This is a genomic window from Sulfurimonas sp. C5, assembly GCF_029872055.1.
Taxonomy (GTDB): Bacteria; Campylobacterota; Campylobacteria; order Campylobacterales; family Sulfurimonadaceae; genus Sulfurimonas.
In genome coordinates, this window is record NZ_JARXNQ010000001.1 from 671,399 (window position 1) to 684,079 (window position 12,681).

15 protein-coding genes and 3 tRNA genes are annotated in these 12,681 nt (G+C 32.7%); 3 read left to right on the plus strand and 15 right to left on the minus strand.

The window, feature by feature from the left end; genetic code table 11:
- Positions 1–14: 14 nt before the first annotated feature.
- From gmd to P6N22_RS03315, 10 genes are all read right to left on the minus strand, one after another.
- Positions 15–1,160 (minus strand): GDP-mannose 4,6-dehydratase, encoded by a 1,146-nt coding sequence (gene gmd, locus P6N22_RS03270; protein ID WP_280330127.1) that lies wholly within the window; start codon positions 1,158–1,160, stop codon positions 15–17.
- Positions 1,161–1,162: 2 nt separating this feature from the next.
- Positions 1,163–1,624 (minus strand): NUDIX domain-containing protein, encoded by a 462-nt coding sequence (locus tag P6N22_RS03275; RefSeq protein WP_280330129.1) that lies wholly within the window; start codon positions 1,622–1,624, stop codon positions 1,163–1,165.
- Positions 1,621–3,000, minus strand: coding sequence for a mannose-1-phosphate guanylyltransferase/mannose-6-phosphate isomerase (locus P6N22_RS03280; RefSeq protein WP_280330131.1), 1,380 nt, complete (start codon positions 2,998–3,000; stop codon positions 1,621–1,623). Before P6N22_RS03280 ends, P6N22_RS03275 begins: the two co-directional genes overlap by 4 nt.
- The gene (locus tag P6N22_RS03285; protein WP_280330133.1) at positions 2,993–3,307 is read right to left on the minus strand and encodes a MarR family EPS-associated transcriptional regulator; all 315 of its coding nucleotides are present in this window, start codon (positions 3,305–3,307) and stop codon (positions 2,993–2,995) included. The genes P6N22_RS03280 and P6N22_RS03285 overlap by 8 nt, the downstream gene beginning before the upstream one ends.
- A 66-nt stretch (positions 3,308–3,373) precedes the next feature.
- A complete protein-coding gene (gene cysC, locus P6N22_RS03290) occupies positions 3,374–4,099 on the minus strand; it encodes an adenylyl-sulfate kinase (RefSeq protein ID WP_280330135.1) in 726 nt (241 codons plus the stop codon).
- Positions 4,099–5,559 carry a sulfate adenylyltransferase subunit CysN gene (gene cysN, locus P6N22_RS03295; protein ID WP_280330137.1) on the minus strand — a complete coding sequence of 487 codons (1,461 nt, stop codon included), beginning with the start codon at positions 5,557–5,559 and terminating at the stop codon, positions 4,099–4,101. Before cysN ends, cysC (P6N22_RS03290) begins: the two co-directional genes overlap by 1 nt.
- Positions 5,559–6,470, minus strand: coding sequence for a sulfate adenylyltransferase subunit CysD (gene cysD / locus P6N22_RS03300; RefSeq protein ID WP_280330139.1), 912 nt, complete (start codon positions 6,468–6,470; stop codon positions 5,559–5,561). Before cysD ends, cysN begins: the two co-directional genes overlap by 1 nt.
- Complete coding sequence (gene cysC / locus P6N22_RS03305; protein WP_280330476.1) at positions 6,471–7,079, minus strand: adenylyl-sulfate kinase; 609 nt, start codon at positions 7,077–7,079, stop codon at positions 6,471–6,473.
- Positions 7,076–7,840 (minus strand): 3'(2'),5'-bisphosphate nucleotidase CysQ, encoded by a 765-nt coding sequence (gene cysQ / locus P6N22_RS03310; protein ID WP_280330141.1) that lies wholly within the window; start codon positions 7,838–7,840, stop codon positions 7,076–7,078. Before cysQ ends, cysC (P6N22_RS03305) begins: the two co-directional genes overlap by 4 nt.
- Positions 7,841–7,858: 18 nt before the next feature.
- The gene (locus P6N22_RS03315) at positions 7,859–8,887 is read right to left on the minus strand and encodes a bifunctional 3,4-dihydroxy-2-butanone 4-phosphate synthase/GTP cyclohydrolase II (RefSeq protein WP_280330478.1); all 1,029 of its coding nucleotides are present in this window, start codon (positions 8,885–8,887) and stop codon (positions 7,859–7,861) included.
- Between the two features lie 155 nt (positions 8,888–9,042).
- Between P6N22_RS03315 and P6N22_RS03320 the strand changes: the two genes are divergently transcribed.
- The 3 genes from P6N22_RS03320 to P6N22_RS03330 all read left to right on the plus strand — a co-directional run bounded on the left by P6N22_RS03320 (position 9,043) and on the right by P6N22_RS03330 (position 9,339).
- A tRNA-Met gene (locus P6N22_RS03320) sits at positions 9,043–9,119 on the plus strand.
- Between the two features lie 20 nt (positions 9,120–9,139).
- A tRNA-Gln gene (locus tag P6N22_RS03325) sits at positions 9,140–9,214 on the plus strand.
- A 50-nt stretch (positions 9,215–9,264) separates the two neighbouring features.
- Positions 9,265–9,339: transfer RNA gene (locus P6N22_RS03330), tRNA-Gln, on the plus strand.
- A 102-nt stretch (positions 9,340–9,441) separates the two neighbouring features.
- Here the strand turns inward: P6N22_RS03330 and P6N22_RS03335 are convergent.
- The 5 genes from P6N22_RS03335 to P6N22_RS03355 all read right to left on the minus strand — a co-directional run bounded on the left by P6N22_RS03335 (position 9,442) and on the right by P6N22_RS03355 (position 12,620).
- Complete coding sequence (locus P6N22_RS03335) at positions 9,442–9,903, minus strand: ankyrin repeat domain-containing protein (protein WP_280330143.1); 462 nt, start codon at positions 9,901–9,903, stop codon at positions 9,442–9,444.
- Between the two features lie 227 nt (positions 9,904–10,130).
- Positions 10,131–10,334 (minus strand): hypothetical protein, encoded by a 204-nt coding sequence (locus tag P6N22_RS03340; RefSeq protein WP_280330145.1) that lies wholly within the window; start codon positions 10,332–10,334, stop codon positions 10,131–10,133.
- Positions 10,335–10,535: 201 nt separating this feature from the next.
- Entirely contained in the window at positions 10,536–10,844 is a 309-nt protein-coding gene (locus P6N22_RS03345) for a sulfite:cytochrome C oxidoreductase subunit B (protein WP_280330147.1), read from the minus strand.
- Between the two features lie 12 nt (positions 10,845–10,856).
- Entirely contained in the window at positions 10,857–12,056 is a 1,200-nt protein-coding gene (locus tag P6N22_RS03350; RefSeq protein WP_280330148.1) for a molybdopterin-dependent oxidoreductase, read from the minus strand.
- A 72-nt stretch (positions 12,057–12,128) separates the two neighbouring features.
- The gene (locus tag P6N22_RS03355) at positions 12,129–12,620 is read right to left on the minus strand and encodes an HIT domain-containing protein (protein WP_280330150.1); all 492 of its coding nucleotides are present in this window, start codon (positions 12,618–12,620) and stop codon (positions 12,129–12,131) included.
- Between the last annotated feature and the right edge of the window lie 61 nt (positions 12,621–12,681).

The window sequence follows — 12,681 nt, forward strand, 5'->3', positions numbered from 1 at the left end:
TAGTATCTATTTTCCTATTCAAAGTAACTCATAATTTGATAACCACCATCTTTTAGATATTGGTCTTTGGTCATAAGCTTAATGTCACTGTGCATCATATCATTTACCAAATCTTGTAAATTATATTCTCTACTCCAGCCAAGTTTTTGCTCTGCTTTAGTCGGATCACCTAAAAGTAAATCAACTTCTGTTGGTCTAAAATATCTAGGATCTACAGCTACAACCTCTTGACCTATTGAAAGATGTGATAAATCCACGTTAGATGCTTTGGCTTTTGTTTCATCAAACGAATCTATAATACCTTTTTCATCTATACCTTCACCTTCAAATCTTAAGTTAATTCCAGTATAAGCAAAAGCAAATTTCACAAAATCTCTTACAGCAGTAGTTTGACCTGTAGCAATTACCCAATCCTCTGGTTCATCAGCTTGAAGAATCATCCACATCATTTTTACATAATCTTTTGCATGTCCCCAATCTCTTTTTGCATCAAGATTACCTAAATAAAGTTTATCTTGTAAATTCAGTGCTATTTTTGAAGCAGCCCTAGTAATTTTTCTAGTAACGAATGTTTCGCCACGTACAGGAGATTCATGGTTAAAAAGGATACCGTTACATGCATACATACCATATGCTTCTCTATAGTTTACGGTAATCCAATATGCGTACATCTTAGCTACTGCATAAGGAGATCTCGGATAAAATGGAGTTGTTTCACTTTGAGGAGTTTCTTGTACTTTTCCATAAAGTTCAGAAGTACTTGCTTGATAAATTTTAGTTTTATTTTCCAGTCCTAAAAGTCTTACTGCTTCTAAAATTCTAAGTGTTCCTGTACCATCAGCATTTGCTACATATTCAGGAGTTTCAAATGATACGGCAACATGGCTCATTGCAGCAAGGTTATAAATTTCATCTGGTTGTGTCTCTTGGATAATACGAGTAAGATTCATAGAATCTGTCATATCACCATAATGTAAGATTAAGTTTCTATTTTCTACATGTGGATCTTCATAGAGATGATCTATTCTATCTGTATTAAATAGAGAACTTCTTCTTTTTATACCATGAACTATATAACCTTTTTTTAATAGGAATTCAGATAAATATGAACCATCTTGGCCTGTTATCCCTGTTATTAATGCTACTTTTTTCTCTGTCATTTTTATCTGTCTTCTCCTATATTTAATTGTTTAAAATAATCTTTTACATATTGGTGCACTTCATTGCTTTGAAGTAGTTCGTCTATATCAAACCATTTATAACTGCTGTGTTGTTCTTTTGGAATATTCTCCAATTTTTCATTCAGATCTAATAAATACCCATGGTTGACATAATGCGTTGAAACACCTTCAAAAATACCATCATCATAAAAATGCTCAAACACACCTATAAAGGCTAGTTCTTGACTTATCTCAATTCCTAGCTCACCTTTTGCAATTCTTTTTTTCGCATTTTCAAATGTCTCATTCTTACGAACTATTCCACCTGTCGTAAAGTAAAAATCTTTCGCTGGCTTATTAACTCTTTTTCCAAGTAAAACTTTTCCATTATACATAGTTACTAAATCTATTGAAATAAGAGGTGAAAACTCTACTACTATTTTAAAATACTCTGTCGAAATCAATATAAGTCCCTTTTATAGTCATCATCAACTCTAACAATATCATCTTCACCTGTATACTCACCAACTTGTGCTTCTATAAGTATTAAGGGTGATTTTCCTTTATTAGTAAGTCTATGGAGTTCACCAGCCTTAATATACGTACTTTCATTTGGACGCACTAAAAAAGTCCTATCTTCTACTTCTACTGTTGCAGTACCACTAACTACTATCCAGTGCTCATTTCTATAAAAATGTTTTTGTAATGAAAGACGTTTTCCAGGTTTTACTTCTATTCTTTTTATTTTATAACCTGGTGAATCTTCAAGCACTGTATATGTCCCCCATGGTCTATGACCTGTTAAATGAATATTATGAAGTTCTGACTTAGATTCTTTTAGTTTTTCAACTACTTTTTTAACTTTTTGGGATGATCCTTTTTTAGAGATTAAAAGTGCATCTCCAGTATCTACTACAATAGTATTTTCAATGTCTACTGTAGCTATCTTTCTTTCATTGCCATAAATAAGATTGTTTTTAGAATCAATTGAAATATAATTAGTGTTTATTGTATTACCATCTTCATCATGTTGTAGTTCATCATATAATGAATCAAAGCTTCCTAAATCACTCCAATTAAAATCCGCAGGAACAACTTTTACTTTGGTTGATTTTTCCATTAGAGCATAATCTATACTCTCTTCCGGAATTGCTAGCATATTTTCATGTTTAATTCGAATAAGATTATTTTCTTTTGAAGCACTTGTAAAGGCATTGTATGAAGCTTTATATATTTCTGGAGAATATTTTTTTAACTCTTCTAAAAACACTCCAACTTTAAACATAAACATTCCACTATTCCAGTAATAATTTCCTGCTTTTAAATACTTTGTAGCTGTATCAAAATTTGGCTTTTCATGAAAAGCTTTTACGTCTTCCTGTTCTGCTTCTATATAACCAAATCCTGTCTCAGCGAATATTGGCTTTATCCCAAATGTAACCAAAAAATTTTCATTTGCCAATTTTTGCGCTCTGACAATAGCTTTTTTGTATTCTGTTTCATCTTTAATTAAATGGTCAGAAGGAGTTACAAGTACGATCTCATCTTCATCAAATTCCATACAGGCCAATGCTATAGCTGGAGCTGTATTTCGACCTACTGACTCTAGTAAATATCTATTGTCAGATTGTTGTAGCTCTTCAAGTTGATCAATTGCCAAAAAATACTGTTCCGCATTGGAGACAATAAACTGTGACTGACACACTTTAGAATTTCTTGCAACTGTCAATTGAAACAAAGACTTATCATCAAAAAGCTTAACAAACTGCTTTGGCATAAGTGTACGACTTATTGGCCACAATCTTGTACCATTTCCTCCGCAAAGAATTATATTAGTCATATTGTATCTTTTTGTATTGTTCTAGTTCTTGTTGAAGTTTATCATATTCTTCTTTTTTGATCTGGATAACCTTTTCTGTTATTGCTATTTTTTCTTTGACACCTTGGAGAGTTAAAAGGTATTTGTATTGTATTTTATTTTTAGAGTTTACAAACTTCTCAGCTTTAACAAGCCCTTTTTTAATAAGTTTTTTTAAAATATAGTTAACTTTTCCAACACTGTAGCCAATTTCATCAGCTATAGTCCTTTGTGTAGTCACTTTTCCTAAACTTCTCAAAACTTCAAGTTCTTTCTCTTCTTGATGCAAGAAAATCCTTTATGACATATAGTATGTAATATATGCAATTGTATTGCATTCAAACTTTGAACACTCTTATTTTATATTATTCTTTTTTATATACTCAACTATTTTTTGTGTCGCTTTTTCAACAGAAGTAGTATCTGTATCTATCACAATCTCTGCATGTTGTGGTTCTTCATACACATCATTAATTCCAGAGAAATGTTTGAGTTCACCTTTTAATGCTTTTTCATAAACACCTTTGTAATCTCTTGATTTACAAGTTTCTATATTAGCTTTTACATATACTACAATATTGTTTTGAACCATCTTGCGAATTGCTTTACGCGATTCTCGATATGGTGAACCAAATGAAGCAACAGTTGAAACAGAATTATTTTGTAAAGTTTTGATCAAGTGTCCTATACGATGCATATGACGGTTTCGATCTTCTCTACTAAATCCTACACCGGGAATAATTTCACGAATATCTTTAGAGTCTAATCTTTCTAAAGGAATATCTAATTTTTGAAGCTCTTTATAGACAGCATCAGCTATTGTTGTTTTTCCAGACAAAGGTAAACCTGTAAACCAAAGATTAAATGGTTCTATCTTTTTACGTCCCCATTTTATCTTAAACCATGCTCTTTCATGCGCCCAGTAAAGTGCAACTTTAGCCACACTTTCAAGCATACCTGCTGCAATAGCCAGGTCAAGCCTACCAAAAAAAATATAGACAATAATAACAGTAGTAAAAGTAGCAAAAAAACGCCAGCTAATACCCTTTACAATTGAACGCTTATTCGTATCTTTATACATTAGATTTCTTTACATTCCCACTCAGGAAAGTGTGTTCTAATATATTCATTTAAAGCACGTTCAGCTTCTGTATATTCTCTTGAAAATATTTCATCATCCATGGACTCATTGATAATAGAAGAAGCGATCATCCCTGCACCTACAGTATTATTAGTATAACGATCAATTACTATAAAGCTACCTGTATAACGGTTATCATTATAAGAATCTACTGCTATTTTTCTATCTAATGAAAGTGTACACTTTGCTATATCGTTAAGTTCAAGTTTGTGTGCATCTACTTCCTCAAAAGTATTAACATCTTTTTTGTATTCAATTGTTTTAAAAGTCCCATTAATTACAGATGTAGCACGTTTAATGATATAGTTAGAGTTTAATGTCATTGGTTGTTCATTCATCCAAACCATCATTACACTAAATTTATTTGAAACTTCTGGAATATCACTTGATTTTACAATCATATCACCACGGCTAATATCGATCTCATCTTCAAGTGTAAGTGTAGTAGACATCGGAGCAAATGCTCTTTCAATAGTCTCTACACTTTCATCTTTAGTTTTTGGACGGAGCTCTTTAATCTCATTTGATATAATTGATTTTACTGTGGATGTTTTACGCGAAGGAAGAACTGTAATTGCATCACCAACTTTTATCTCACCACTTGAAATAGTCCCACAAAAACCTCTAAAATTCAAATGTGGACGGTTGACATACTGAACTGGTAATCTAAAGTGTTCATTTACTTTTTTATTTACAGTAACTGTATCTAAAATTTCCATCAATGATTTATCAGTATACCAAGTACATTTATCAGAATTTAAAACAATATTATCACCATCTAAAGCAGAGATAGGAATATATTGAAAATCGATATCAGTATAGTGTGGTAGATTTGGGATAATTCTCTCATAGTCAGCTTTAATCTCTTCAAATCTCTCTTGACTAAAATCAACCAAGTCCATCTTGTTAATGGCAACAACAATATTTTTAATGCCAAGTAATGATGATATGTAAGAATGTCTCTTAGTTTGTGTTAAGACACCTTGACGAGCATCAATTAAAATAATTGCTACATCAGCAGTTGAAGCACCTGTAGCCATATTACGAGTATACTGTTCATGTCCAGGAGTATCTGCAATAATAAATTTTCTTTTATCCGTTGAAAAAAAACGATACGCTACATCTATTGTAATCCCCTGCTCTCTTTCTGAAGCTAAACCATCCACTAAAAGAGCTAAGTCAATTTTATCACCTGTAGTTCCACTCTTTTTAGAATCTTTTTCAATTGCACTCAGTTGGTCTTCAAAGATCATTTTTGAATCATATAACAAACGACCAATTAAAGTACTTTTTCCATCATCTACAGATCCACAAGTTATAAAACGCAATATCTCTTTATTTTCATGTTCTCTAAGGTATTGCTCTATATTTTCTGCTATTAAGTCTGATTGATGTGCCATTAAAAATATCCCTCTTGTTTTTTCTTCTCCATACTTGCATCTCCATCACTGTCTATCAAACGACCTTGACGTTCACTCGTAGTAGTTAAAAGCATCTCTTGTATAATCTCTGGAAGAGTATTTGCTTCTGAACTGATAGCACCAGTTAATGGATAACAACCAAGTGTTCTAAAACGTACCATCTCTTCTTTAGCTGTATTACGCAACTCTTCTGGCATACGCTCATCGTCTACCATTATTTTTGTACCCATATACTCAACTACAGGACGTTTTTTTGCAAAGTAAAGCTCCGGAATAGGAATTTGTTCTAAATAGATATACTGCCATATATCAAGTTCTGTCCAGTTACTTAATGGAAAGACTCTAATTGATTCACCTTTTTTATGTCTTCCATTGTATATGTTCCAAAGTTCAGGTCTTTGATTTTTTGGATCCCATCTATGGTTCTCATTACGAAAAGAATAAATACGCTCTTTTGCACGAGACTTTTCTTCATCACGTCTAGCTCCACCAAAAACAGCATCAAATTTATAGATATCTAGCATTTGCTTGAGACCTTCTGTCTTCATTACATCAGTATGTAATGAAGACCCATGTTTAAAAGGTGAAATATCCATCTCCTCACCTTTAGGATTAGAATAAACAATAAGTTCCATTCCAACTTCTTTTGCACGACGATCACGAAATTCTATCATCTCCTTAAATTTCCATTTAGTATCTACATGAACTAATGGTAATGGAGGTGGAGCAGGATAAAAGGCTTTTTGAAGAAGATGTAACATCACAGAAGAATCTTTTCCAACAGAGTAAAGCATAGCAGGATTTTGAAACTCTGCTATAACTTCACGCATAATATGAATAGATTCTGCTTCTAGTTGTTTAAGATGAGTTAATCTATTTGCTTTTATCAATTAATTTCCCTTCCATTTTACATATTCTTTTTCAACTAAATAATTCATTATTTGTTGACACGCATTTTCTATAGAAATTTTATCGTTTTTAATATATATATCCGCTTTAGTAGGTACTTCATATGGAGAGTTTATACCTGTAAAATCCTTAATCTTTCCAGCTCTTGCTTTTTTATAAAGTCCTTTTGGATCTCTAGATTCACATACTTCCAATGGGGTATCTATAAACACTTCAATAAATTCTGTATCTTCGACAAGATTACGTACAAGCTTTCTATCTGATGCAAATGGTGAAATAAATGCAGTTAATACAATTAAACCACTATCAACAAACAGTTTGGATACTTCTCCAACACGTCTAATATTTTCAATTCTGCTTTTATTATCAAAGCCTAAATCGTAATTTAGACCATGTCTTACATTATCCCCATCTAGCAGATATGTAAAATTACCATTATGATATAAAACTTTTTCTAATGCATTTGCTATTGTAGATTTTCCAGAACCACTAAGCCCTGTAAACCATAGGATACACGGCTTTTGGTTAGTATGTTTTGACCTGTCAGTTTTAGTAATTTGATAATTATGCCACACTATATTTTTCATTATTTCACTACAAACCAAGGATTTAATAAATTTTCTTTGTTGTAGACTACAGGGATATCAGAATTAAACTGATACGTCATTTTTCCTGCTTCTCTAACTATAGCATCAGCAGCTGCTGTATCCCACTCCATCGTTGGAGCAAGCCGAGGATATATATCTGCACTTCCTTCCGCTACCATACACAGCTTTAGTGAGCTACCTTTGGAAACTTGTTCTATCTCGTTTGCATTAAGATTATCTATAAATTGTTGAGTTTCATGTGACAGATGAGATTTAGAAGCAACTACATAAAGTTTATCACCTTGTTTTTCATTAATATACAATGGAAGTTTTTTACCATTTAAATAAGCACCTTTTCCCTGTTTTGCACTATACATAGCACAAATAGCTGGTGCATATACAACACCTAATACTGGAGTATTTTTATGAATCAAAGCAATATTTACAGTAAATTCATCATTTTTTTTGATAAACTCTTTTGTCCCATCAATGGGATCGATACACCAATAATACTCCCAATTTCTCCTTATTTCATACTCTATCTGTTTGTTTTCTTCTGACATGATGGGAATATTTGGATATAACTCCATTAAAGTTTCACAAATTAGCTTATTTGATGCTAAATCAGCTTCTGTTAATGGGGATTTATCATCTTTATATTCAACCTGAAAATCTTTCTTATATATCTCCATGATCTCTTTCCCAGCTTTTTCTGCAATTTTTATTATTTTTTCTAAGTCTATTTTATCAATTGTTACGCTCATATACTGTCTTTATTCCACTTACACATTTACTAATTCATTGACTTCAAGCCCGAATCCACTAAGTCCTACAAAGTCTGTATGTATCATAGAAGTGATTAAATTCATTTTTGAAATGCCAAAGTGTTTTATGATCTGAGCACCTATACCGAACTCTTTCGGTGCAGAATTATCTTGATGATGTGTTTTATTTATAAAAACTAAAAGTCCACTGTTTTTTTTCAGATATTCTATAGAGTTAATTAGATGATGATATTTATCTTGATGTAAAAGCAGTTCACAATCAGGAACAACATTATGTACACGTACATTTGCCAGTTCTTTAGGGTTGTAAAATGCTATTGCCGTATGTTTTATACCGTCATGGTCTTGGAATGTATGACGATTGACTTTCACACCAAAAAACTCTACTTCTTCAACACCAAGTTCTTTTACAAGTGACTCATTCGCCAAACGGTATTCAACAATGTCTGATATAAATACTGTATGAAGGTTATGTTGTTGAGCAAAGATATCTAGATCGTCACGTCTAGCCATCGTTCCGTCTTCTTTAATAATCTCACAAATAACGCCTGCTTCACTAAGTCCTGCTAAACGGCACAGGTCAACTGAACCTTCAGTATGACCAGTTCTAACAAGTGTACCACCCTCTTTAGCTATGAGAGGAAAGATATGACCAGGACGTACTAACTCTTCACTTTTTGAAATTGGATTTGCAAGTATCTTTATTGTATCATCTCTCTCTTTTGCAGAAATTCCTGTTGTAGCCGTTGTAGCATCAACTGAAACAGTAAATGCAGTTTCATATGAAGATGTATTTGAACTTACCATAGGATTAAGTTCTAATCTATTTGCTATCTGTTTTGAAAGAGCTACACAGATTAATCCTCTTGCATGTGTAGCCATAAAGTTAACGTGTTCTGGTGTTGAAAAAGCTGCAGCATAAACAAGGTCCCCTTCATTTTCTCTATCTTCATCATCACACATGATGACCATATTGCCTTTTTTGATCTCTTCTATAGCTTTTAAAACTCTATCAATTGGTGTCATACTATCTCTTTTCATTTTATTAGGTGTATTATATAAAAATCTTTATTAATAGTAGTTCAAAAAAAAATTTCAAATTTTTCAGAAAAACCCTTGACATAGGAGTTTTTTTTTCCTATAATTTCGCCCACAAACAAAGAGAACTTGTTTGAAAATACCGCGGAATAGAGCAGTTCGGTAGCTCGTCGGGCTCATAACCCGAAGGTCGCTGGTTCAAATCCAGCTTCCGCAACCAAAATTACTTTTATTAAAGATTGGGGTATCGCCAAGCGGTAAGGCATTGGTTTTTGGTACCAACATTCGGGGGTTCGAATCCCTCTACCCCATCCACCTTTTAATTATTCAAAACAACTCACAAATATTTTAAACACCGTAAACATTGGGGTATCGCCAAGCGGTAAGGCATTGGTTTTTGGTACCAACATTCGGGGGTTCGAATCCCTCTACCCCATCCACCTTTTAAGCCTTATAAACAAGCATTTATTATCAATTATTTCTTTATACTATGGACTATCCTATAATATCAAATTCATACAAAAAAAGTCTTGCATTATATATTATGCTTCAAGTATCTGAAGCATATTCATATGTCCTTTTTCCTTAGCAATAGTCAATGCTGTTCTGCCATCTTCATCTTTTGCCTCAATATTTGCACCTTTTGATAATAATAGCTCTACTAATTCCTTGTTACCACCATGATTCACTGCATGCATTAGAGCTGTCCAACCCTTATTATCGTTTGCAGAAACATCTGCACCTTTTGATAACAACAACTCTACTATCTCTTTTTGAGAATTTCTAGCTGCTAATATTAATGCTGTCCAGCCATCTTCATCTTTTAACTCAATGTCTATACCTGTTGATAATAAACACTCTACTAGTTCCTTTCTACCTTGATTCACTGTACGCATTAAAGCTGGCCAGCCATCTTCTTCATCTCCACATTCAAAAGACGCTTCTTCTTCATCGCTAAAATTAATAACAGGAATTTTAAGAAACTCATTATCTTTCATTTTCATAATAATCCTGAATAATCATAAAATAATATTTCGGATATATCTGCAACGTATTTTAATAATCTCTCAATTTCATCTGCAGTCATACATTCTCCTTTTAATTATAAGCATTATATCTGATCAACTTTATTATATAAAAGGATAAGTAGTAGAAAGAAATGATTAAGTTCGTAGATAAGCTTTGAGAATATATCATTACATGCAGAGGATATTCCCCTACATTATTATATTTATTTAGTATCGTTACCCATATTTTTTGAATTACCGTTTTGACCACATTGGCATGATGCACCACATGGACAAGGTTTTGCACATTTACAATTAGGATTGTTACAAACACCGCCATTTAATGGACGAAGCTCATTTGAATTGCTAGAACAACCAATCATTGTTAATAAACCTAAAACTGAAAACAATTTGACTAAAGACTTCATTACTATACTCCTAAACCTGAAATGTAGGAATTATACTATAAAAATTTGTTAAAATATGCAATAAAAAGTTAGGATATAAAATGAATGATACGACAGATATTACAACGTTAACGATAAGAATGTTAATCTTTTTAGTAATAGCGGGGATATTTTTCTTTGTATTACGATCAAAAAAGGAGAAATAAAGAGAAAAAATTCTCTTTATTTTGTTTTACCGTTACCGTAATGCTCAAATAAGTACTCTGTACAAATTTTTGCATCTTCTTTTGTAATTGGTGCTTTAAAATGAGTGATCATTTTATCTACTTTTTTAGCCCAAAAATCTTTTGATTGCGGCCCTTGGTTAATAATATAACCGAATGAATGACACATCAAACAATTTGCTTGAATAGCATCAAAACCTTCACCCATTTTGATTTCATATGCGATATATGGAACTTCTACATCACTTTTTACTTGTGCGAAAAGTGAACTTACCGATAAAATTGCTAATAATAATATTTTTTTCATAATTGACCTTTATTAAACTACTTCAACTGTTACAACGTCGATACCGTTATATTTGTAACCACCGTGGTTCCATAGAATATCTTTTGCAAGTGGTTGTTCTTTACCTAAACGGTTAATAGCTTTTGCCATAAATTTTAATTGACCATATTTTGTCGGTTTAAATGAATATCTAAATTCCGTATATGAATAACGTCCGTTATCCTGTTTAAGTAGAGCTTTCTCCCAAGTTTTACCTTCATCTGTCGAGATCATTACGTCTCTAATACCAGTACCATCATCAAAAGCAACACCACGAACTACTACGTGAGAGTTATGGTAAACCTTCATTCCGTTTTCAGGGTAACCAATAACAGATTTTACGTTCATATGTGTAATAGGTTTTGTTGGTTTAAAATGTTTATCCGGTGTTTCACTTTCAGTTGCATTGTCCGGTATACGGTAAGCAACATCCATAAAGAATAAATGCTTATATTTATCTGTTACAGTAATGTTACTTAACATTTTAACCCAGCTGTCTGAGTAGTAACCTGGCATTACTAAACGAATTGGATAACCGTTTAAATATGGAAGGTCTTCACCATTCATCTCATAAGCAAGGATAACATGATCGTCAAGTTCATGTGTTTCAATCTCTCTAACAAAGTTTGGAGTCTCGTAGTAAGCAGCGTTGTCTTTTCCGTTAAATCCAATCCAATGTGCTTCTTTTTTAAGACCTGCACGGTTAAGAACGTCACGAAGTCTTACACCCTTCCATTTAGCACATCCCATAGCACCGCTACCCCATTGGATACCACCTGCAATTGGATGGAATGCTGAACGAGAATTTCCCCCACATTGTAAAACAGCTGTTACTTCAACTTGTTCAAATTCTGTTTTTAATTCTTTTAATGAAATTTCTAATTCTTTTTCAACTAAACCGTTAACTTTGATCGTATATTTATCAGGATCATTGTGTGTTGGAATTTCAGGTAAATGCCATCTTACGAAGAACTCATCATTCGGAGTGATTCCTTGCGTAAATACACTTCTAGGTGATTCTAAAAGTGGTGGTCTGTCTGAATATGTAATTAATGGTTTTTTTTCTGGAAAAGCCATATTTGAAACTTTTCTATTGTCTATCGGTTGTGTAGTTTCCCCCGCAGATAAAGCAGTACTGCCAAGAACAGCTGCTGAAGCTACAAGAGAACTCTTTAGGAACTCTCTTCTTTGCATAAATTTTCCTTAATATAATAATAATAATTTGTCCGACTTATTATAACACCTTTGTAGTAAACAAACTTAAATTTAAATGTAATTTTGTGATAGTTTTTTGATCTTGTGGTAAATTTTTTCAAAATCTGTAGAATAAACTCGGTTGTTTCCTATAGCAGTAATAAAGTTTGTATCTCTTTCCCATCTAGGAACCAAATGTAAGTGAATGTGCTCAGCAATCCCTGCCCCACCAGCTTTTCCTAAGTTCATTCCAATGTTTACACCGTGTGCTCCAAGCCCTTCTTTTAAAAGACGAACCCCTTTTTGTGCCAAAGCAGAAATATGTAACCATACTTCACTTTCCAAATCTTCTAATTTATCTGTATGTGTATGGGGAATAATCATAAAATGTCCAGGTGTGTATGGATATCTGTTCATTACCATAAAACAGTGCTCATCTCGGTAAATCACATGAAGTTTTTCATCATCGCTTTTATGGGAACTGATATGACAAAAAACACAACCCTCTATTTTTTCATTCGTAATATATTCATCTCGCCAAGGTGCATATAAAATATCTTTCACAACTTTGACCTTTTTTTGAACTATTGTAACTTAATTCAATTTAAATAGTGTAAAATCCTTT